Source organism: Flavobacterium rakeshii (assembly GCF_009741375.1).
Taxonomy (GTDB): domain Bacteria; phylum Bacteroidota; class Bacteroidia; order Flavobacteriales; family Flavobacteriaceae; genus Flavobacterium; species Flavobacterium rakeshii.
The window spans coordinates 1-22346 of record NZ_WOWP01000017.1; the positions used below are offsets into that span (position 1 = coordinate 1).

The following is a 22346-nucleotide window of genomic DNA, read 5'->3' on the forward strand; positions in this document are numbered from 1 at the left end:
TCAAGGTCGCTACACTCTAAAGTGATGTCAAGCTCCATTGGTTCTGAACTCCACACCGGAGCAGTAGTATCTTCAATAGTGATTATTTGGGTAAACACTTCCGATACATTGCCACATTCATCAGTAGCAATCCAGGTATTGGTATAAGTACCTGCGTTAGCACAACCGGATGACACGAAAGAGCCTGAGGTTTTAGTGTATGAAACATCATTACAACTATCTTCTGCAACCGGTTCCTGTAATTGTGCAGCTGCGAGTCCGTCGCTGTCACTACATTCCAGTGTTACATCAAGGTCCTGTGGTCCGGTTATCCAGCTAGGAGGAGTTGTATCCTCAACTGTAATGGTTTGACTTACTGGAAGCGATTCGTTATCACAGGCATCTTTAGCTATCCAGGTTCTGGTTACCGAATAAGTACCGGGACATGAGCCAGGAGTAGTTTCATCGGTATATGTTAATGAGCTGATTGAACCACTATTATCTGTAGCTGTAGCCTGTTCAAATGAAGGTGATTCCGGACAGTTAATTGTTGAAGGGTCGGGTAGTGGATCAATTACCGGTATAACGGTATCTCCGTCCTCTATGGTTACAAACAGTTGTTTTGAACAGTTATAACTATCGGTAACGGTAACATTATAGTCGCCCGGGGGTACATCGGCCAAATCTTTAGTGGTGGCACCCGTGTTCCATAAATAAGTATAACCCGGAGTACCTCCGGATACGGTTAATGTTATGGATGACGTACCGCCACTACAGCCTACACTGGTATGACTTTCGCTCAGCATTAATTCTGTTGGCTCAACAATAAGCACGGTGTAGGAGTTTGACATGTTTTCAAAATCAGTCACCGTTAATTTGGCAGTGTTGTTTTGGGTGGTATATACATGTGTAGGGTTTGGCAGGGTAGAGTCGGCAGGGCCGCCATCATTATCAAAGTCCCATGCATAGGTATAAGGTTCCTTACCACCGTTTGTAGTCGATGTGAAATTTACAGTAGTTTCGCTCCCTACAGTACAGGCAGTGTAAGTAAACTGTACTGCCAGTGGTTTTGAAATTGTAATTTCATTTGTGTAATCACACTGAGCATTTGAGAAACTGTTACACTGATAGTTTTCTCCGGGATTGTTACTGCTGCTGGTTTTCCATGCGATTATAGTGTCAGATAAATCTAATTCGTCACCACAAACCCAGTCAAACGGACCGTATAACAGCTTGATATTGCTACCCGGAACAATTTGTCCCAAGTAAACATTAAGAAAGGTGGAAACTCCACCTATATTTAAATCGGCATTTAGCCGTGCATAGTAGACACTTGAATTAGCGTTTGAAGTATAATTCAAATAAATGTATACCTGTTGTACATCTCCAATGGTACAGGGAGTATTCCCGATAGGAGTCCCGTCTACATCAGAAAGGCTTAGGTATACATCAGTAAGGGTGTAGTTGTTTGATGTACAATCAAAACCACAGGTCCTTAAATCTACTTGCGAGTACGTAAAATGAATATTAAATAGTAGCATTAAGGTTATACAGACATATTTAATATTTTTAATTAGGGGGGTAGTGTTCTTCATAATCTTCAATTATTTAATTTTCCAGACTATTGTTTCCTAAGATTTTCATACTGCTTTAATCAAAAAATGATTATAGAGTTTGTCCCATTAATTGGTTAATTAATGTTCATTACATTTCAAAAAATTTGCTTATTACGGTTGCTAGGTTATTTGTAAAGAATTACAAATGAAGGGTGTTGATGGTATTTTTGTTTTTGGGGCGTTTTGTTTAGGTGTTAAAAGGTTATTAGAATTAAATTTTATGTTTTAAATCATTTGTTATCTAATTATTTAAATATTGGATAAAAAGAACATATCAAATTTATATTTTAAATACTGCTTAAATAATGACACCCGTCACGGAGAAAAATGATATACATCACAAAATTTTATATTTGGGATAGATATTCAGTGTGAGGTAAATAGTTGTTAGTGTTTTGTAGTTGGGGGATGAAATTATTACAATAAAAAAGTGCCCCGTAAAAGGCACATATTGGAGATTATACTTTTATTGTATAATAGGAGAGATAATAAAGTATACTTATTAAATCAGTTTTTGAGTGAGGTAAGTCTGTTAAAATTAAGGATATGTATGGTTCCTGCATTTTTTGAGATAAGACCTTCTTCTTTAAAATCGCTTAATGTACGACTAACCGTTTCGGGAGAGGTTCCCGAAAGTGCAGCAAGATCATCGCGTGAAGTTTTAACCGTAGTACTATCGATTCCATAACGCTCGGTTAACTTTATAATAGCCTCAGCGATTCTTTTTCTTACCGACATATAGGCAATTTGTAAAAGGCGTTCTTCTTTCTCCCTAATATCTTTAGCAAGTATTTTAATAAACCGTGTACCTATATCAGGATGTAAATACAAAAGCTTGTCCAGTTGTTCAATAGGTAAAAAGCTCAGGGTAGTATCTTCAAGGGCAACAGCAGTATCATTATATGGGTTTGCTGAGTGTATGATGTTTATATCCAGATAATCACCTTCTTTATACATACCGGTAATAAGCTCACGGCCTTCTTCGGTATGCTTAACTGTTTTTACTTTACCACTTATAATGTAGTAAATACCTATTACATGGTCTCCCTCGTAATGTATGTTTTGATGTGCTTTAAATTGACGACTGTTACGCTCCAGCATGGCTTCTTTTAGTTTATGAAGTCCGTCCTTATGCGTAATCAGGGTATCAAGGTTTTCTGCCGTGTGACCGTAGTATAGTTGTTGTGCCTCCTTTTTTTTTATTCGGCACTCAATAGCCCTAAGCAGTTCGGCATCGTCAAAAGGCTTTGTAAGATAATCGTCGGCACCAAGCTCCATACCTTTACGAATATCTGTCCTTTCGGCTTTTGCAGTCAAAAATATAAAGGGTATGTTTTGAGTTTGCGGAGTTTTGCTAAGTATGTACAATACACCATAGCCATCCATTTCAGGCATCATAATGTCGCACAGTATTACATCGGGTTCATTTTTAAGAGCGAGTTCCACCCCGGTTTTTCCGTTAGCGGCAGCAAATACTTTATAGCCGGACAAATCCAATATCTCGGAAATGTTTTCCCTGATATTATCATTATCTTCTATGATGAGTATTTTAATCATTTGCGCGGAAATTGGATGGTAAATAATGTTCCTTCATTAACCTCACTTTTGCAACTTATGGTACCTCCCATAAGCTTTACATAACGGGCTACAATATGCAGTCCTAATCCTGTACCCGGTATACTACCGGTATTATGGGCCCTAAAAAAGGCTTCAAATAAATGTTCCTGATCTTCATCGGGTATACCAATACCGTTGTCCTTAACAGTTATGATGATATTGTTTTGGGTAACCGATGTATTGATTTCAATACTGGTTTCTTCACCCGAATATTTAATGGAGTTAGCAACCAAGTTGATGATACAGTTTTTAAGCAGGTTTACATCGAGTTTTACAAGCTTGGCTTTACCAGTATGTGAACCTATTATTTTTTGTTCTTTTTTTGCCAGTACCTGTAGTTCGTCTATAATTTCTTTAACAAAAACATCAATTTCAAATCGTGATGGAGATACCGTAACTTTATTAGATTCGGCTTTTTCCAACTGTAGGAAATCGTCAAGAATAGTTTTAAGGTTAGATATGGCACTTTTTATTTTATAGACGTGATTTTCAATTTTACTTTCCTCCAGGTTTTCGGCATAGCGTTGTATTAGCGATGTTGATAACTGTATGGTGCTTAAAGGGGTACGAAACTCGTGTGAAGCCATTGAGAGTAACCTGCTTTTAAGCTGTCCTGCTTTTTTTTCCTTTTCCAGTGCGGTACTTATTTCTTCTTTTGCATCAATAAGGGCATCTATTGTTTCATCTAACGAAATGGTTCTTGCTTTAACCAGTTCTTCAAGATGTTGGGTATATAACAGGAGTTTGTTTTCGGCTTCTTTTTGGTAACTCAGGTCGTGTACAAAACCGGTAAATATTCTTTTATCACCAAGTTTAATTTCGCTTATCCCCAGTCTAAAAGGAAACACACTACCGTCTTTTTTATAACCTATTAATTCTTTATTGGCACTTCTTACCCTGTTGGTGCGTGATGATCGGCTGAAAGAACGTATCCAGGAACTGTATTTCTCTTTTAGTGTTGAAGGGATTAATACTGATATGTTTTGACCTATAATTTCTTCGGGGGTATATAAAAAGAGTTTGCAGGCGGATGGATTTATCAATTCTATTACCCCATGTTGATTTATGGTAATAATGCCGTCAATAGCATTTTCTATAATAGCGTTTAATAGCACCTGATCTTTCATATTGATCAATATTTTGGGGTGTATATTCAATATTTAATTAAAGTTATTTATTATATAGATATTTTACTTACGATTTTATTTGAAGGATGGTTTTCTGTCGATGAACGGTTTAATTTTTCGGATGAACGGTAATTTTTGAAGAATATTTTTACAAATAGATTAAATTGCTTCTAAATAAAGTTTGTTTTCTTTTGGCATTTTTAGAAAACTGAAAATCAGCTTTCCTTATGATACAAACCGAGTAATAAAGCCTGATATAAAATCTTTTAAGTTGATAATGAAAAAAAGAAAATATACTAAATACATAGCCTTATTTGTTATACTAGTCCTAACTGCTGTAGTTTATATAGATAGTTTTGAAGATATTGAACAAATATGCAGTGATAAGCCGGGTAAAACAGAATTATAAAAAAGGCGGTTGCAGTGATATTGATATCATGGATATTTACTGTATAATTGACTTTAATAAAACCGATGACGGGGAAATTAGAGTGATGTATAATTTTCCTGATGAAGACCAGACGATTCATGAAGTTATAAAAAAATAAGGTAACTATATACAATATTGCACTAAAAGTAAATATTATGGAAAAGCAGACAGAATATGATAAAAAAATAAATTCTATTGTAGAATTATTTAAAGGCGATAAATTAGAATTCGCCGAGGCTGTTTTAAAAGAAGCCACCAACAGATTAAAATCAAAAGCTACATTAACATAGCTTCTAACTTAGATAAAGAAGTTGCAGTTCTAATCCAATTACCGTCTGATAGTAACACTTCAGCATTTACACCATCATTACTTAATCTATAAGCTGTTATAGTACTAACTCTTATTTTGATTTTACCATCGTCAGAATGTTGTTGTATAAAGTCCATAAGGTATAATTATTAGATAATTGCAAATTACACTTTTTACAATAAATAAAAAAGCCCCAATTAAGAGGCTAAATATCGAAGTCGAGGCATACCAGTCTCGTAAATATAAACAATTTAATAACAACAAAGTCCCTCTAATCGGGGACTTTTTTAATTTATAGAAATTATGGAAACAGATTTATATTCTTACCTGAATACAGCTTCTCATATCGAATGGGATTTGTTTTATGAGAAAGTAAAAGAATTACACAAAGAAAAGTTTCAAGACGAGGTTATCAAACCTAAATATTTTGTGTGCAAAGTAGCTATTATTACTTCCCACCACCCATAGATTTTGTTTGCTCATAAGTAGCTACCGCTAACTCTACTTGATTGTCTAAGGGTTTTGTAAAAACAATTTGTATTTCGCTATACTCTTTATTACCTTTTAGGTAATTTTCTAAGTTTATAAAACCGACAGCTTCTACTTTTTCAATCCCCTGTCTATCGTTATATTCTACGTTTTTAATTTGGTAATAAAATTGTTCTTTATATTCTTTACCATCGTTACGAAAATGATTTTGGTAAAGAAATAATCTTTTTTCTGGGTCTGTGGAATAAATTGACATAATATTAATTGGTTTTAGTTGATTTACGTTCTTTTGATGTTTTACGGCGGTGCTGTTCTATAGTCAATAATTGCATATTATCAGGACAGTCTGTGCCGCCTTGTGATAAGGGGATTATATGGTCTATCTCATACCCTTTTGGGGTGTGGGTTAGATTGTGTAATTTAAGAAATTCCTTTTTATTCTTATAGCTTCTTTTTACCATATTTCCGCCATGAGAATAACAACGGTTGATATAATAAGTAGTGCAGTCAACTGTGAAAGTGTTAGCTTGAGCGAAGCATGAAAGAGAAAGCAATATGAAAAGAATTAGGAGTTTCATACACCCCTTAATATTTTATCCACCCTTAAGCTAATTTTACCTTGTATCTCCTTGTCCATATCTGCTATAATACCACTAATGGAAAGAGAAGGTGTAATAGTGGTTAAGTCAAACACTTTTGCTACGTTAGTGACTAATTTCTTATTCAAATAAATTGTCAGTTCATTTAGTTCATTTATATTTTTCTTTTGAGAAATCATAACAGTAGCTTCATTTAAAATTTCGGTTAGTACTTTTTTTAATAGATACTCAAACTCAATTTTAGAATGTGTTTCATAAATATCAGTATTACTGTAGTTATTTAACATACCAACCTGAGTTAATCTTTTCAAAGAGATGTCACCAGCTTCTTTCATTACAGTCTTATAAATATATGTTTGATCATCATAACTATTAAATTGCCATGTCTTGTTTTCAATAACACTTGAATTTGCCGACAACTCCCAGTCAATGTATAAGTAAGATTCTATCTCTTCTAATGTGTATTTTACAGACCAATTAGGTTTTATATAAGAAACTGAAACCTCTTTTAAATCTTTTGAAAATAAAGGGTTAACATCAATACTCATAAAATATTTTAGCAATAGTCTATATTTTCCTTCAGGAAAAGTTTTCTTAAATGAAATTGGAGTATTATCATAAGAAGTATTGCTTATGATAGGTTGCCTATTTGAACTTAGATTGTTAATGACAACAACAATAATAATTATCAGAAAGATATAACCTAAAACTTCCATATGGTAAGGTGATTTAGTTCACTCAAACCCAAAAGTGAAAATTATACAAAATATAAAGCGTGGGTTGTAACCATATTCTACCATTAGAGGCTCTGGTAAACCCTACGACATAGAACAGGCACACCCACGCCATAGCGTGAGCGTTTAACCTATTCATTCCGAGTCGTGTTTTTGAAATTTACCAGATTTCCTAATTGACAGAATGAAAGCTAACGCTTATTTTTTCGATATTTTATGCATGCAATTTAAGGAATTATAACATATAAATTTACGGTTTTGTAAAAATCAGGATAACAAACTAAATTTGAGTTTTTTACAGCTAAATAATTAGAAGATAGTTGCACTAATATGAAATATTATTCTTATATTTAAAGTGTAATTCATAACCGTTTAAATGTCATGTTTAACACCAACATTAAATCAATTCTCGACTTATTACAGGCTTTCCCAACAGAACAGCATTGTATAGATTACTTAGAAAATCTTATGTGGTCGGGCACTCCTGTTAGTCCTTATAATGCAGAACATAAGGTTTATAAATGTGCTAATAACTATTATAAAGACAGTGTGCTTAACAAGAGGTTTAATATTTTGACTGGTACTTTCATGGAGGGTACAAAAATACCTTTACAAAAGTGGTTTATAGCCGTTTGGTTATTGACTACTTCAAAGAAAGGGCTGTCCTCTGTAAACTTAGCACAGCAGTTAGGTATAACACAAAAGTCAGCTTGGTTTTTAGCACATCGAATAAGAGCAGCTTTTAATATAGAGAATACCACCGATGAAAAGTTTTCTGACAATTCTATATGTGAAACGGACGAAACGTTTTTCGGCGGTAAAAATAAAAACCGACATAAGGACAAAAAAGTACAGGCATCACAAGGTAGAAGCTGGAAAGATAAAACAGCAGTGACAGGAGTATTACAAAGAGGTGAAACAGAAATAATAAACGGCAAGAAAGTACAGATAACAAACAGCAAAGTAAAACTTAGAGTAACTGTAAATACTAAAAGAGAAGTTATACAGCCATTCTTAAAAGAAGCTGTAGAAAAACACGCCACTCTGATTTCTGATGAATGGCACGGGTATAAAGGATTAGATAACTATTTTGACCACCATGTAGTAGACCACGGCAAAAAGCAATACGTAGACTATGACAACCCAGAAATACATTCAAATTCAATGGAAAGTTTTTGGGGAATTATGAAGCGCAGTTATAACGGGATTTACAATTGGTGGAGCAGAAAACATTTATTCAGATACTGTGACGAGCATGTTTACCGCTTCAATTTAAGAGGTATGACAAACAACGAACGCTTTAATTACTTATTTTTACATTCAACAGTAAGATTAAAGTACAAAGACTTAATAGCATGAAATTAAAATCATCACAATTAATAAAACTCAACGTGAGATATGCAGTACATGAGAACGAGCTTTATTTTGATGTACTTGAAATAAAAGACTTATTCCCCGAAAAGAAATTTCCGCCCGATAAAATAAAAAGTCTTCCGATAGGTGGAGTATTTGTAAATACAATTCGGGCAGAAGATATAGAAGACATGACAGATTTTGATAAAACAATGGTTCAGTTTATGAAAGCTAAACCCGATAAATAAGAAAGGGGACACACGTCCTATATCCCCTTAATAACTCTCCTACTTACACTTTCGTTTTGTAGGCATACTTCTCAAGTAGTATTCCCTGTCATTGGATAAACCTCTGCGGTAAACTCTTGTGAACTTCTTTTGTTTGTTTCCTGTTGCTGCCATTTTCTATTACATTAAGGCGTTAATAATAAAAGGTGATTCAGGTTCACCACTTGACCTTCTTCATTTATCAAGTGTTGGGCAACAGAAAGCAAATTAAAGATAAGTAAAAAAGTAATCCCTCTTTAACAGGAGGGATTTTTAATTTAAAAACTTAGTGCAATATTGTATATAGTTACCAAAAATAATATGAGGAAATAAGATGACTGCTTTACAAAAAAAGACAATTGAGTATAATAATCTCAAAAAAGAGCTTGATGCGATTGCAGAGAAAAATTATGGAAGGGATTTAACCGGCGGTTTTCCAAGTGAAGATGTGCTTGAGGCATATATTAATGCTAACAGAGCAGCTTTAAAGCGATTAAATTTATTGAGGGAGCAGGTGGAAAAACTGAGTTATGAGTCACTTAGTCCTGAAAAAAAAGCGGAGGAAGACAGTGCTTTAAAAAAAATGAAGCTAAAAAGAAAAGGGAAATTATAACATTGTTTATAATAACATGAATCTGTAATTTTAGTTTTAAATTCGAAATGCTATGGAAATAAAATTTTTAAGAAAACTTAAAGAAAACAAGGAGATAGGAGGGGTACCTATTAGAGGAATTGGCTGGTGATTACAGGAATTCTCTGTTTAGAATACTCAATGATAATAATATTGATTTGGAGCGTCCTTTTTGGGTGTTTACAGAGCCGAAATAGCTCATAAAATAGAGTTTAAGCTACTAAACTGTCTGTTTAGTGAGTTTATTAACGGTACAGTTAAAGATTTTGTTATAATAGAAAAAAGATAGTATTTATAAAAAATAACATTAACCACACCAAATAAAAAAATAATGATAGAGCCGGAAAAAGCAGTAGAAATTGTAAAGGAATATCTTGACAGGAATAAAATTACAGACGTTACAGTGTTAGAGAGAGTACAAACCGCAACAGAAATAATACCTCATGGAGCTATGAAAGGTAAGGAATTAACAGTCCATACGGTATGTTATGAGGATAACTATCTTTATGTAACTTCTGCTGTATTTATAACAGTAAATGCCGAAGACGGTACTTTACTTTATGGAATAAACTCAACAAGGTTTTTTGAATTTGATGAATAGCAATTTTAAAATAAAAAAATGAACCACACCGAAGAACAAATCAGAGACATAACATCAAAAGTAATGAGTGATATTATTATGAAATAGATAAAGACGCAAATAGTAAATATTTTATAAAAAATAACGTTTACTAACTTAATTATAAAGACGTAATGATAAAGTCTAAAGATGCAATATTAATAGTGAAAAACTATCTGGATAAAAATAAAATAGATTACCTACGTATGTCAGTAAGAGTATTAACCCAAAAAACAGAAATACCTTATGGTGTTATGGAAGGCAAGGTACTCACCGTGCATACGGTATGCTATGATTATGAAGGTTATTATGGAGATGATCATGGGTTTATAACAGTAAATGCTGAAGACGGTGCTTTACTTTTTGGAATAAACTCAACAAGGTTTTATGATCTTGAACAATAGCAATTTTATGTGTGTTTCTATATTAGCTTTATAAAAGAATTAGGTATTAATGAATAAAATTTTCTTGATAAACCAAGACCTTAACGATTTTACAGATATTGTTTTAGAGGAAAAATTCAGAGAAAAAAATCCTGTTTACGGTAAAGTGAATTATTATCCCATATTTGCTTCAAGATTACCGTTTTTTAAAAACATATTACTTGAAGAGGCTATTGATGCTCAAAATAGGGTTATTCCGTTTTTTAATTTTATCAGGATGTCATGGATTCCGGTTCTGTGTGTTTTGGATTATAGTGATGATACACACTTTAAACAGGAAATTATTAAACACATAAAACACCACTGGACAGCTAATGAGATTGACAATTTTAAAACTTATATACAGTCACGTACTGAATGGCTATTGTTGTTTTGATTACCAATTATTAGAGATATAAATTTCCACTTATGAAAATCAGAGTTATTCTTTTTTTGATCTTTTCTTTTTTTTCCTGTAAAGAGGTGCAAAAAGAAAATGAGGAGTTGATTATAAATAAAGAGTTTGTTACTGATAATGATAACAAAATATCAAAGGGTAGTGATGTAGTTATAAATAATGATAGACCTGTAAATAATCTAAATCAGTTAGAAGGAGAAACATTATCCGGCTGGTTAAAACTAGGGTTAAGTGAAAAAAAGATACTTAATGAATTAGGGGATGGATTTATAATGGGTAAACAGGAATATTCGCAGGTAGACGGGGAGTATTATCAAAGTTGGGATTATGAAGAGAAGGGAATAAGTTTGGTAATGAGGGTTGATGCTCAGGAAAGTGCAAAAATTGTAGCCGAGATAAAACTTACATATCCCTGTAATATGACTACATCACACGGAATAAGGATTGGTTCTTCAGAAGAGGAAGTTTATAATCAATATAAAGGTAATATCAGTAAAGAAGATTCTAACAAAGAGATTGTTGTAATAGGGAATATATATGAAGGGGTTTTCTTTATGCTGAAAGAATCAAAAGTTACAGGTATTATTATTGGTTCTATGGCAGAATAATACCAATATTTATAGTTATGAATTTGATAAAAAGCTTAAACGGGAATAAACACTTATCTTTAAATTTGATGATTTAAGTGCAAAGTAAAAAGAAAGGTACATTGATATACCTTAAAATATAAAGCTCCAATTGTGCTGTTAACAGCACAATTGGAGTTAATAGATAATTTCTTTTTTACCAGTTTATTTAACAATCAGTTTTTTGGAAACATTGAAAGCTCCCGAATTTATACTAACAACATAAACCCCGGTTGCTAAGTTATGAGTTATTCTACCCGACTCTTTTTGTTTACTTACTAATACCTGCCTGCCATTTATATCGGTCACTGTTATGGTTGCAACATCGCCCGGTTGTAATTTTGGCATGGTAACATTAAACTCATTATTAGTTGACGGGTTTGGATAAATAGTAATCAGTGCATTGTTTTCTGCTGTTAACTCTTCAACAGTGCTGTTTCTGGACTGGGGAGCTGCTTCAAATAACCATTGTGCACTTTCCCAGTTGTTTTGTCCTCCTAAGTATTGCGCATAACCGGTTAGGTTTTCAATATGTATCATACTACTGGTTTGCCATCTGTTTTTAATTCTTACCCATGTTCCGTCAACATATTCGCTAGACCATTGTGCACTCCACCATGAGTCTAAACCTGCTGAGCATTGTACCGTTCCGGTTAAATTTTCAATATGTATTATATCTCCGGTGCCAACATTTTGCAGTATATAATAAGTACCGTCAACAGCTATTTTTTCCCATTTGTAGTTATTATTGGCAATACTAGGGCCATATCCTACATTTGCTCCGGCATCATACAGGTAATTATTGGTCCATTTATTTTTAATAGTGTAGTAGTTACCACCACCAGATGTTGTATTAACCGTAATATTTGATGTTGCCGTTTTGTTACCGTCTGTAGTGGTTACCGTAATAGTTGCTGTTCCGCCCGAAACTGCTGTTACTAGTCCGCTCGTATTAACTGTTGCTACTGCGGTATTATTCGAAGCATATGTGACAGATTTATTGGTAGCGTTTGAAGGAGCAACAGTAGCAGTTAACTGTAAAGTCCCTCCAACGCTTAAAGTAGCTGTAGCAGGAGATAGGGTTACACCCGTAACGGCAACATTTTGTCCGCCCGAACAGTTCGTGCTTTGTGTCCATGAGAATGAACCGCCTCCACTGGTGTTTTCATCAGTAGTAGCATTACCACCCCTGTTAGAGTAATCCATGTTACAATAGGTAGCATTACCGTTTGGAGCGCTGGCAATAAGCACACAATAACCTCTTCCCCAATCTCTGTTAAGAGCATTGTTGTTTGGGAACTCTTTACCTGTACCGTTAACCGTTATATTATTAAAGTTAAGATTGTAAATACCGTCGCCAGATCGTTTACTAATTGAAATAGCATCGTTTCTGGAATCTAAAATATCAATATTATACATGCTAACATTTTTAACCTGAGTCCCTGCATTACTGGCACTAAAAATATCTATTGCAGCTACCGGGTTATTATAGGTATCGTTAAATGTGCCGCATGTTGTTATAGTAATATCATGTATTTCATGAGTTCCGTTATTATTAAAAGGAGCTCCGTCAAAATTATTGCTTACACGAATACCTGCTTCAAGGTTGTCTTTAATAATCAAGTTATAAGCCTTGTTGTCTTTACCGCCATAAATAGCAACACCGCTTGCACGCCAACAGTTTTCGGAAGTATTGTATCTAAACGTATTATTGATACATTCCTGTCCGTTAGCAGACCACATTGCCTGGTCATCATCTCCATTATTTCTAAAACTACAATGTTCTACTACTGAATTTGCAGTCCCTTTACATAGGTTAATTCCATCGGCATAATTATTTCTAAAGCGACAGTGTGATAGTGTAAAGCCATCGGCAATTGCAGGGCCTCCTACATTGTACTGTGCAATCCAGGCACCACATTCAAAATGTTCTGCCCATATATTTTTTACGGTTGAACCAGAGGTAAACACACCATTAATAGCTTTGTAAGAATTACTTCTGGAAGTTGAATTTGTAGTAAGGTAAAGATCCGCAAATGAAATATTCGTTGCATTAGCTCTTAATCCGCCATTACCACTGCTGGTAGTGGTAAAATTAATTTGGGTATACCACATACCGGCACCAATTAAAGAAGTGTTTGATACTCCAAAATACAATTCAGTACTTACGTTATAAACGCCGCTTGGAATATATATTTTACTCCCTCCGTTTTGGTCAATAAATGACTGAAGGTTACTTCCGTTTCCGGTATAAGTAACAGCACCGGCAGGAGCAGCAACGATAGCCGGAACAGGTTCCATCTCAGCAAAATCCAAATGGATATTTCCTGACTCCCTTACCAGTTTTAAAGTACCTCCTACAGGTATTTTGTTTGGGAACTTATAGCGCACTTCATCAAAACGCATTCGCGGATTTTGGTTTGTTATTCCGTTATTATTAGGATTCCCGTTACTCCACAGGTATTCCCACGACCATGTAGAGGTAAGGGTTAGCGTTGTAACCTTTGTGTTTCCGTTATAAACACCCAGTGTAGCCGATTGTCCATCGGGCACACTATATCTTATTACAAGTCCGTCGGCGGCCTCGGTTAAATTCCATTGTACGGTAGCATTTGAAGCCGACATATTTACACATTGCTGATTTGATGCCTCCGATTGCAGGTCAGATTGGGCATATGATTTTGAGGTTACTGAAGCACCGTTAGATAATTGCCCCAGGTTGGCTTCATATCTTTTATAAGGAGCATCATAATATCCGCGTTGTGCATATAAACCGGAGTGTAAGAGTAAGAAAAAGATAATAATCATAAAGTAATTTCTTTTTCTTTTCAAAGAAGTAATAGGTAGTTGGTTATTCATATTTTAAATTTTTAAGTTTCTGCTAATTAAGTGTTTAACTAAACTATGCGTTTGCCTAAAAATTTAAAAAAGGTAAATTGAAAATCAAGAATACTATAACGGTTTCGTTTTGGTAACTGTTTGGTATTTAGATTTTTAATATTTGTGGTGAAATGCTGTAATCAAGAAAAAATATAGGTGAAAACTTATTATTCAAGATGAAATCATACCTCCTAAAATTATTTTAAGTACTTAAAATCTTAATTATACAGATACAGATTTTACTAGAGTAATAAAATGAGAAGCAGTAAAGGTCTATTTTCTTTTAATTTTAATGTTTATTATGCATTACAGTACTACATACAAAATTATTTTACAGTTATTCAAACTCTGTAAATAATGGCATATAGCGGGGATTTGTAAAGTAATACTTCATTTACTGATTAAAAAAATAAAGCCTAATCTAAACCCTGAAAAGTATGAGCCTTTCCGGGTGGTCTGTGTCTTCATTTATAAGTTCAATCTTTTCTTTGGTACGGTTTAAAATATGGTAATTATGTCCCAGTTGTTCCAGTTTATGCGGAGCATAGGCTGTAAACAGTAAATCAAGATCTATATCAGTAGCCGGGGAGTCGTCTGTACCGTTATCACTAATTACATTCCATTTCCCTTTATAGCTTTTTTCATTATCATCTACTGTGAACGATAAGTCTTTATTGAAATGAAAGGTATAATTGGTATAGTCGTCATGAAGTTTGCTGTCTATTATTTCAAAATGCCATACTCCCATAGTAAAGTTTTTGGTGAGTTTAGGGTATGTAATGAACGAATGGCATTGTGTTTTCTTGGTACATGAAACATTGAAAAGAAATAATATACAAAGTAAACGAATTATATTTTTCATGATAAAATAGTTTAGCAAATTACTTTTAGGGATGCAGGAATTATTTCAATATGTATATAATTGGTTTTTAGACTATGGTACTCTCCGTCAATTTGTATATCAGTATAAATCCTTTCCGGCTGATATATGGTTACTGATTGTGCCAGATTATGCTGAGCCGCTTTAAACTTTAAAAAGTTACGGTTAAGAACAAGGAAACCCATTTTCATTTTTTGAAGGAAAGACATTTTAGGAGCCGTTACCAGGTTAAGGTATCCGTCATTAAGCTTTGCCTGTGGTGTTAGGCTCATATCATACCCCATTTGGTTACTGTTTGATATAAACAGTAAAAACGGATTAATATCCAGTTCCTTATCTCCAAACTTAATAGTTGTATTGTAATGTTTAAAGGATAAACTTGCTTCCAGTGAAGCGACTATGTATGCCCATAGTTTTCTTTTTCCTTTTTGCTCGTATTTTTTTATGACTTCGGCATCAATACCCAGTCCTGTATTACTAAAGAAATAATTATCATTAACACAACCACTGTCTATAACGGTAATGTTTTGTTTTTTGATGGTAGTAATTACTTCCTGCAGACTTCCCTTAATTCCTAAATTAGAGGCCAGTCCGTTACCCGAACCTACCGGGACTATACCCAAAGGCACCTGACTACCGATAAGGGCAGAAGCCACTTCGTTAACCGTTCCGTCACCTCCGCAGGCAATCACACAGTCGGCACCGTTTTTTACCGCCTTTACCGCTAATGTTTTAGCATGGTCTTTACCTTCGGTATGGCTTATTTCAATCCTGTATTCGTTTTCCGGAAATATAGAAGCCAGTAGCTCTTTGTCTATTACATGGTTTCCTTTGCCCGAAATAGGGTTAACAATAAAATGCAGGTATTTCATGGGTTACTGTAATAATTTGTTATTATAAAGATAATCAGCGGTTTCATACCAGGAAATCGTTTCGTCAAGAAAACTCTTATCCATAGATTTTAGTGTTAACTCATTCTTATCTTTTTGCCATTGATAGAAATCCTGCCCTTTTTGGTCTGATAATATCATTACCTTATCCTGTTTCATAAGTACAAGCTTCCTGTAGGTACCCAATAACGAACGTTCCTCAAAATCATTACACAGCACATCCTTACCAAAGAAGTCTGACTCATAGCTCCAGTGGAAAAGAGAGAACAGGGTAGGGAATAGGTCTATTTGAGAACATTGTTGTTCTATTTTTCTGTTAGGCTGTCCGTCAAAATTTACAATAAATGCAGGGATATGGTAGTTGGCCACATCAATAGCATCTTTACCTGCACTACTGGCACAATGGTCAGCCACAATTACAAACACAGTATTTTTAAACCACGGCTTTGTTGAAGCTTTTTTAAATAACTCACGTAAAGCATAGTCGGTATATTTAACCGCGCCCGCTCTTCCCGTACCCGACGGGATATCAACTTTTCCTTCAGGATAGCTATATGGCCTGTGGTTTGAGGTTGTCATTATGTAATTGAAAAACGGTTTGTTGTTTTTGTATTGCTCATCTGCAACCGATAGCATTTTATTAAAAATATCCTCATCACAAATTCCCCATGCATTTTCAAAAGTAACCTCCTCATCTGTTATGTTATGGCGAACGGTTTGTATCTTGTCACTCAATACGCTTCCTCTGCCACGATCGTAAATAGAGAAGCCGTTTCCGCCAAAGTAAGCGTTCATGTTATCAAAATATCCGTCACCGCCATAAAAGAAATTACAGTCATATCCCTTATCACCAAAAACGTTTCTTATGGTATACAGGTTTGAGTTTTCAGGGCGTTTAACAATGCTTCTTCCAGGTGTTGGTGGGATACATAGCGTTACTGCTTCCATACCCCTCACGGTTCTTGTTCCTGTAGCATACAGGTTTTCAAAAAATATACTTTTTTGTGCCAGGCTGTCAAGAAACGGCGTAAGGTTCTCGTCGTTACCAAACTCTTTCATAAAACTGCCACTAAGGCTTTCCACCATTATAAATACCAGATTTTTTTTGACAGATGAATCAAGTGTATCTGTAATAGTACGGTGAATAGAATTGCTTTTATCTGTAAATGTTGAATTACTGCTTTTAAGTTTGTTTTCTACTATTTGTAATGCTTTCTTCTGGTCGATTGAAGTGTAAAAATCATTATACTTCATTTGGTTGTTTCTAAAGGCAGCGAAAAACGAATACACTCCGTTTTTGGAAATTTCAGAATTATATCGGTTTACAGACCATTCTGCCGAAGCATTGTTTATAAAAAAGCCGAATAAAAGTGCTGTGGCTGTTACGGTTGATATTACAGCAATGCGCTGTTTAGTAGTCGCTGTACTTTTAAAAGTAAGATTAAAGGCTTTCCTTTTGTAAAATATTAATAATATAAGGGCTGTGATTAAAACAATCCCGCTAATGAGAAAAGGAAGGGGATATGACTCATTTATATTAGCCACCACTTCGTGTGTATAGATAAGATAATCTACCGCGATGAAGTTAAAGCGCCTTGAGAATTCTTCCCAAAAGGTAATTTCCGCAAAAAAGGAAAATGTAAATATAAATACATTAAGGGCGGTAAAAACCCAAATAATAACCTTATCCACAAAGCTGCCAACCCATCTGTTAGGAATTAAAACAAAGTACAGGGCTGGTAGCAGGCATATAAATGCCGCTGCACCTATATCAAAAAATAATCCGGTAATAAGAGTACGTAACAGGTTAACAGTATTCCACGATACTTCGCTGTTTTCCCATATAAAAAAGGTAAAACGAAGCAATAATGAAACAGTTAGAAACCAAAGTACAAAATTAGCAAGTAGCGTAAATCGTCCGGTATTACGAAATATCTTGAACATGTTTGTGTGTTTTTTGATACAATGTTCGGGACCAATTTTGAAGAAAATTAGAATTTTTACTCAGGTGGTTAGAATTTGTAGTTGTACCCCACACGTATTACCTGTGTTTCATAATAGTTATTGCTGGTATAGTTAAATCCGTTTGCCTGTACTTTTTGCCTGATTACAAGCGTACCGAAAAGATCTGTTGCGTTGGCGTAAATTTCACCTTTACCTTTTTGGATTGTTTTTTTAACTCCTGCATCTACCGAAAATCGTGAACCTGTACGTCCCTGAGGTACAATATCAGGCGCCAGATAAACCATATTTACCTGTGCACTAAGGTTATTACTAAACTTAAGGTTACTGTTCCATTTTACATTACCCGATGTAATTTGTTGTTTTGTACCTGTGTATGTTGTAGGTACAGGATAAACTATATTTACACTAAAAGGATCTATAGTATTTTGATAGAGGTTACCATTAATGTTGAAGGTATACCAAGATGATACTTTTTTAGAAAATATAAGTTGTGTACCCATAGCACGGCTTTTACCTGCGTTTTCAAACACATTATAAATAATTGTATTATCGGGTACTGTAGTAGCTATACGTGTTATAGTACCTTCTATAAACTTGTTGTATAATGATGCAAAAAAGTATCCGCCATTAATATAGGCCTTATAGCCTAATTCTACCGAATTGGTGTACTGCGGACGTAAGCCCGGGTTACCTACTTTAATAATTTCAGCATCATCATATTTAGGGAATATCCTAATATCAACCTCATTAGGCCTGTCAACTCTTCGGTTGTAGAAAAGGGATAGCTTGTGGTTGTCATTTATTTTATAACCAAACCTTAAGGAAGGGAAGGGCTGGAAATAATGGTAACCGTCACTTTTATAAACAGGATGGTTAGGGTTTACCTCATATTCCAAATCCAGATATTCCATTCTTACACCTGCTTCAGCCTCAATCTTATCACTTTCATATACATAGTTACCGTATACGGCAGGAATAGTTTCCTCATAGTCGGCTTTACCACCGGCATCAGCATCTATAACAGAATTAGTGTCCGGATAAAACTGCATGTCTGTAGGGATTACCCTGTTCCTGAATTTGAATCCGGTTTCAAGGCGTCCCTGTTTTAAGGGTTTTATATAATCGATATTCAGGTCAACCACATTTTCGTCTGACAGTAGTTTGAAGGCATCGGTTCCTGTATAATCAGGCATAATGTTATTAAAATTGTACTTTTCGTCTTCCCTATGGAAGGTATAATTCAGTCCGGCATTTAATACATGTCCAGGCTGGCTGAACCTATGCTGGTAACTGGCTGAACCCATCACCGTGGTTTTTACCTCATCTTCAAGAAATTTCCAAAAACGTAAACGTTCACTGTAGTCTCCGTTAAAAAAGGGTTCTTCACCATGATCGAGTATTTTTTCACGTCCATACATTACAGATAGTGACAGGGTGTTATTAGGATTGTATTCCCAGTCAAGTCCGCTTTTAAAAGTTGTGAATCGGGTATCCCTGTTGCGTTTTGTCTGTTGGTTAATAATAGTACCATCGTCGTAGGTACGGGTAACAAACTCATTTTTATTTAGAGCCTCGGTATACAGGTAATCTCCCTGTACATAGAAGTTAACTTTATTCTTTCTGTAATTTAGTGACAGGGAAGGATTTATTTTTGGAGTGAAGTTGTATTGCGGACTCATATCAGACAGATTAGCCTTTCGTTCCCATAATGCACCATAGCCACCTGCAAGACCAGCCTTACCTGTTAATCCATTACTTTTTTCCTTTTTGTAAACGATATTAATTATTCCCGCATTTCCGTTAGCGTCATATTTAGCCGACGGATTCTCAATAATCTCTATCTTATCAATAGCCGAAGCCGGAATATTATCAAGACCATACTGAGTATTAAATCCGGTAAGGGCTGTTTGTTTTCCGTCAATCAATACCATTACCTTGTTGTTACCCCTAAGTTCCAGCTTTCCGTCATTAACCGTAACTCCCGGTAAGTTTTGCATAGCCTGCAATACAGAGCCACCGCTTTGGGTAATATTATCGGAAACAGAGAATACCTTTTTATCCATTTTGTCTGATACGGCATCCTGTTGTTTGTTTATCACAACTTCATTAAGGGCAGTACTTTCTTCCTGTAATGTAGTTTCTCCTAAATCCTGATAATCGCTTAACGAACCTACAAATACCGGGATAATAGATTTTGCATAGCCCAAACCACTTATCTCAATATTGTATTTGCCCGAAGGAATATCTTTTAAGGTATATGCTCCTGTTTCTGTAGTAAGAGTACCAGCAATAACCTTATTATCCTTTTGTGTAGTGATTATAACATTTACAAAAGGAACAGCACCTTGTGTATCCCTAACCGTACCTGATAGGGTTACTTTTTTATCCTGTGCTAAACCAGTAATGCTTATTAAGGAAATTACCAGTAGTAAAATATGTTTTAAAGGCTGATATGTGTTTTCTTTTTTCACGGTATTATAGTTTGATTTTTGGGTAAAACTATACAGTGATTTAGAAGGAAATCTGAATTTTAAAATTTTATGGCAAAACTGTGGCTGTTATTATTAAACTGGTATTCAATTTGCCAGTTATTTACCTCGGTAATCCTTTTAATAATAGCTAATCCCAGTCCGTTTCCGGGAGAGGAAGGGTCTGATTTAGAGAATCGGTTAAATAGTTTTTCCTCATCCAGAGATGAACCATTTCCTGTATTACTAAAAGTAAGGCTGTTTGTGCCTGTAGTTATGGTAATACTGCCATTTTTTACATTATGCCTTATGGCGTTAAGGAAAAGATTATTAATCAATACCTCAGTAAGTATTGGGTTTGCTGTTAAGGTAAGCTCATGAGAGAGCTGAGTATTTACGGTAATATGTTTTGAGTTTGCCTGCTCAATGAAAAAGTCAAGGTGTTTATTGATATAATTATTTACAGAAACCGATTCTTTTTCAAAGTAAGCTTCATTATCAATTTTTGATAACAGTAACAGGTTTTTGTTAAGTCGGTTCAGTCTGGACACATCGTTATTTAGTGACTCCAATATTTCAAACTGATCTTTGGTAAGGTTTTCAGCCTGAGATAAGTTGTCCAGTTTGGTTTGGAAAAGCGCTAAAGGTGTTTGTAGTTCGTGGGCAGCATTTTCCACAAATTCCCTTTGGTTTTTATAAATGGCAGTATTCTTTTCTATAAGGCGGTCAAGGCTTGTATTTAACTGGTTGAATTCTTCAATACCCGTATTTTGGAAATGAGGCTTTGTGTCCTTATCAATTTCAAAACTGCGTATTTGTGAAAGGGTATCATAAAACGGACCCCATAGGTTTTTAGCCAGCCTGTTTGAAAGGAATATAATTCCAAGCATTAAAATTAAAATAATTAGCAGGAACATAAAAGCTACGGTATATACCATGTCTTCCATTTCAACAAGGTTGTTTTTCTCAATATAGGTATAACGTTTGCCATTTATTTCTATAGGAGCCCAAAGTTCCCTGAAAGGTTCTGACTCATTAGCAAAAGGGTCGAAGTATATGGTGCCGAAAATAGAATCTTTTTGTACTCCGGTATCAGGGACAATTTCAACATCACGATTGTATTTGTTCCATACTTCAATATCCTTTTCAGAGAAGTTCCCATTATGAAGTTCATTTTCTACAAAGGCTTTTTTATGAAAGGAAAGTATTTCGTCGGTTTCATATACATACAGCCAATGGCTCATAAAGTAGAATAACGGAGCACATATTATTAATATGATTACCGAATAGCGCAGAAAACTGCGGGTTGTTATGTTGAGTAGTTTTTTATTCATCGCTCCATTTATAGCCTAGTCCGTATACGGTTTTTATATAATCTGCACTGCCTGCTTTTGCCAGTTTCTTTTTAAGATTTTTGATATGAGCATAAACAAAATCGTGATTATCCAGCATATCTGCCATATCACCCGAAAGGTGTTCGGCAATTGCACCTTTAGAGAGTACTTTCCCCTGATTTCCTATTAGAAACAGCAATAAGTCTATTTCTTTTTTGGTCACGTCTAATTTAGTATTATTTACAGATACCGACTTAGATAAAATATCTACTGATATTTCGTGGAAAGAGATAATGTTGTTACCACTAAAGTTCTTGCGGCGTATAAGAGCCTGTATTCTTACCAGTAATTCTGATAAGTGAAAAGGTTTGGTTAAGTAATCATCAGCGCCAAGTTGTAAACCTTCAATACGGGTATCAAGTGTTTCTTTGGCAGAAATAATTATCACACCATCTGTTTTTTGAAGCATCCTTAATTCACGAAGTATCTCAAAGCCATCGCCATCGGGCAACATTAGATCCAGTAGTATACAGTCGTAGTTGTATAACTCAATCTTTTCCATTGCTTCTTTTGCTGTTGCTGCCGACTCGCATATAATAGCATTAGGAGTCATGTATTCAATAATACTGTTAGCAATTGCAGGCTCGTCTTCTATAATCAGGATTTTCATACTGCAATTTAAACAAATAGATT

Annotated in this window: 23 protein-coding genes; 9 read left to right on the forward strand and 14 right to left on the reverse strand. The window is 34.8% G+C overall.

The genetic code is table 11. From position 1 onward, the window contains the following. The 3 genes from GN157_RS06245 to GN157_RS06255 all read right to left on the reverse strand — a co-directional run. On the reverse strand, positions 1 to 1520 hold a 1520-nt coding region (locus tag GN157_RS06245), incomplete at its 3' end, for a PKD domain-containing protein (protein ID WP_197429408.1). A gap of 582 nt (positions 1521 to 2102) precedes the next feature. Next, positions 2103 to 3152 carry a response regulator gene (locus GN157_RS06250; RefSeq protein ID WP_157482238.1) on the reverse strand — a complete coding sequence of 350 codons (1050 nt, stop codon included), beginning with the start codon at positions 3150 to 3152 and terminating at the stop codon, positions 2103 to 2105. Beyond that, positions 3149 to 4339 carry a PAS domain-containing sensor histidine kinase gene (locus GN157_RS06255; protein ID WP_157482239.1) on the reverse strand — a complete coding sequence of 397 codons (1191 nt, stop codon included), beginning with the start codon at positions 4337 to 4339 and terminating at the stop codon, positions 3149 to 3151. The genes GN157_RS06250 and GN157_RS06255 overlap by 4 nt, the downstream gene beginning before the upstream one ends. Before the next feature lie 585 nt (positions 4340 to 4924). On the opposite strand from GN157_RS06255, the gene GN157_RS17990 reads away from it, so the two are divergent. Beyond that, complete coding sequence (locus GN157_RS17990) at positions 4925 to 5059, forward strand: hypothetical protein (RefSeq protein WP_262884912.1); 135 nt, start codon at positions 4925 to 4927, stop codon at positions 5057 to 5059. On the opposite strand, the gene GN157_RS06260 is transcribed toward GN157_RS17990, so the two are convergent. Next, complete coding sequence (locus tag GN157_RS06260; RefSeq protein ID WP_157482240.1) at positions 5046 to 5216, reverse strand: hypothetical protein; 171 nt, start codon at positions 5214 to 5216, stop codon at positions 5046 to 5048. The genes GN157_RS17990 and GN157_RS06260 overlap by 14 nt on opposite strands. A 166-nt stretch (positions 5217 to 5382) precedes the next feature. On the opposite strand from GN157_RS06260, the gene GN157_RS06265 reads away from it, so the two are divergent. Beyond that, positions 5383 to 5547: a hypothetical protein gene (locus tag GN157_RS06265; protein ID WP_157482241.1), complete on the forward strand. Its 165-nt coding sequence runs from the start codon at positions 5383 to 5385 to the stop codon at positions 5545 to 5547. Here GN157_RS06265 and GN157_RS06270 read toward each other — a convergent pair. From GN157_RS06270 to GN157_RS06280, 3 genes are read right to left on the reverse strand one after another with little or no spacing between them, the layout of a single operon-like run. Then, positions 5528 to 5824: a hypothetical protein gene (locus GN157_RS06270; RefSeq protein WP_157482242.1), complete on the reverse strand. Its 297-nt coding sequence runs from the start codon at positions 5822 to 5824 to the stop codon at positions 5528 to 5530. The two genes, GN157_RS06265 and GN157_RS06270, sit on opposite strands and share 20 nt — an antisense overlap. 4 nt (positions 5825 to 5828) lie before the next feature. Continuing rightward, entirely contained in the window at positions 5829 to 6146 is a 318-nt protein-coding gene (locus GN157_RS17820; RefSeq protein ID WP_197429409.1) for an HNH endonuclease signature motif containing protein, read from the reverse strand. Continuing rightward, positions 6143 to 6883 carry a hypothetical protein gene (locus tag GN157_RS06280; RefSeq protein WP_157482243.1) on the reverse strand — a complete coding sequence of 247 codons (741 nt, stop codon included), beginning with the start codon at positions 6881 to 6883 and terminating at the stop codon, positions 6143 to 6145. Before GN157_RS06280 ends, GN157_RS17820 begins: the two co-directional genes overlap by 4 nt. A 399-nt stretch (positions 6884 to 7282) precedes the next feature. Here GN157_RS06280 and GN157_RS06285 point away from each other — a divergent pair, with 399 nt between their 5' ends. From GN157_RS06285 to GN157_RS06315, 7 genes are all read left to right on the forward strand, one after another. Then, the gene (locus tag GN157_RS06285; protein WP_157482244.1) at positions 7283 to 8260 is read left to right on the forward strand and encodes an IS1595 family transposase; all 978 of its coding nucleotides are present in this window, start codon (positions 7283 to 7285) and stop codon (positions 8258 to 8260) included. After that, positions 8257 to 8502, forward strand: coding sequence for a hypothetical protein (locus tag GN157_RS06290; protein ID WP_157482245.1), 246 nt, complete (start codon positions 8257 to 8259; stop codon positions 8500 to 8502). The genes GN157_RS06285 and GN157_RS06290 overlap by 4 nt, the downstream gene beginning before the upstream one ends. A gap of 352 nt (positions 8503 to 8854) precedes the next feature. Then, positions 8855 to 9133: a hypothetical protein gene (locus GN157_RS06295; RefSeq protein ID WP_157482246.1), complete on the forward strand. Its 279-nt coding sequence runs from the start codon at positions 8855 to 8857 to the stop codon at positions 9131 to 9133. Between the two features lie 349 nt (positions 9134 to 9482). After that, positions 9483 to 9752, forward strand: a complete 270-nt coding sequence (locus GN157_RS06300; protein ID WP_157482247.1) for a hypothetical protein — start codon at positions 9483 to 9485, stop codon at positions 9750 to 9752. A gap of 152 nt (positions 9753 to 9904) precedes the next feature. Continuing rightward, complete coding sequence (locus GN157_RS06305) at positions 9905 to 10174, forward strand: hypothetical protein (RefSeq protein WP_157482248.1); 270 nt, start codon at positions 9905 to 9907, stop codon at positions 10172 to 10174. Positions 10175 to 10223: 49 nt separating this feature from the next. Continuing rightward, complete coding sequence (locus GN157_RS06310) at positions 10224 to 10589, forward strand: hypothetical protein (protein ID WP_157482249.1); 366 nt, start codon at positions 10224 to 10226, stop codon at positions 10587 to 10589. A gap of 32 nt (positions 10590 to 10621) precedes the next feature. Next, positions 10622 to 11218, forward strand: a complete 597-nt coding sequence (locus GN157_RS06315; RefSeq protein WP_157482250.1) for a hypothetical protein — start codon at positions 10622 to 10624, stop codon at positions 11216 to 11218. Positions 11219 to 11401: 183 nt separating this feature from the next. Here the strand turns inward: GN157_RS06315 and GN157_RS06320 are convergent, their stop codons facing one another. The 7 genes from GN157_RS06320 to GN157_RS06350 form a co-directional block, all read right to left on the reverse strand. Further along, on the reverse strand, positions 11402 to 14095 hold the full coding sequence (locus tag GN157_RS06320) for an Ig-like domain-containing protein (RefSeq protein ID WP_157482251.1): 2694 nt from the start codon (positions 14093 to 14095) through the stop codon (positions 11402 to 11404). A 442-nt stretch (positions 14096 to 14537) separates the two neighbouring features. After that, positions 14538 to 14978, reverse strand: a complete 441-nt coding sequence (locus tag GN157_RS06325) for a hypothetical protein (RefSeq protein WP_157482252.1) — start codon at positions 14976 to 14978, stop codon at positions 14538 to 14540. Positions 14979 to 14989: 11 nt separating this feature from the next. Beyond that, a complete protein-coding gene (locus GN157_RS06330) occupies positions 14990 to 15868 on the reverse strand; it encodes a diacylglycerol/lipid kinase family protein (RefSeq protein WP_157482253.1) in 879 nt (292 codons plus the stop codon). A gap of 3 nt (positions 15869 to 15871) precedes the next feature. Continuing rightward, entirely contained in the window at positions 15872 to 17830 is a 1959-nt protein-coding gene (locus tag GN157_RS06335) for an LTA synthase family protein (protein ID WP_157482254.1), read from the reverse strand. A gap of 68 nt (positions 17831 to 17898) precedes the next feature. Continuing rightward, positions 17899 to 20322, reverse strand: coding sequence for a TonB-dependent receptor domain-containing protein (locus GN157_RS06340; RefSeq protein WP_317163508.1), 2424 nt, complete (start codon positions 20320 to 20322; stop codon positions 17899 to 17901). A gap of 59 nt (positions 20323 to 20381) precedes the next feature. Beyond that, complete coding sequence (locus tag GN157_RS06345; RefSeq protein ID WP_157482255.1) at positions 20382 to 21653, reverse strand: sensor histidine kinase; 1272 nt, start codon at positions 21651 to 21653, stop codon at positions 20382 to 20384. Beyond that, positions 21646 to 22323, reverse strand: coding sequence for a response regulator transcription factor (locus GN157_RS06350; protein ID WP_157482256.1), 678 nt, complete (start codon positions 22321 to 22323; stop codon positions 21646 to 21648). Before GN157_RS06350 ends, GN157_RS06345 begins: the two co-directional genes overlap by 8 nt. Between the last annotated feature and the right edge of the window lie 23 nt (positions 22324 to 22346).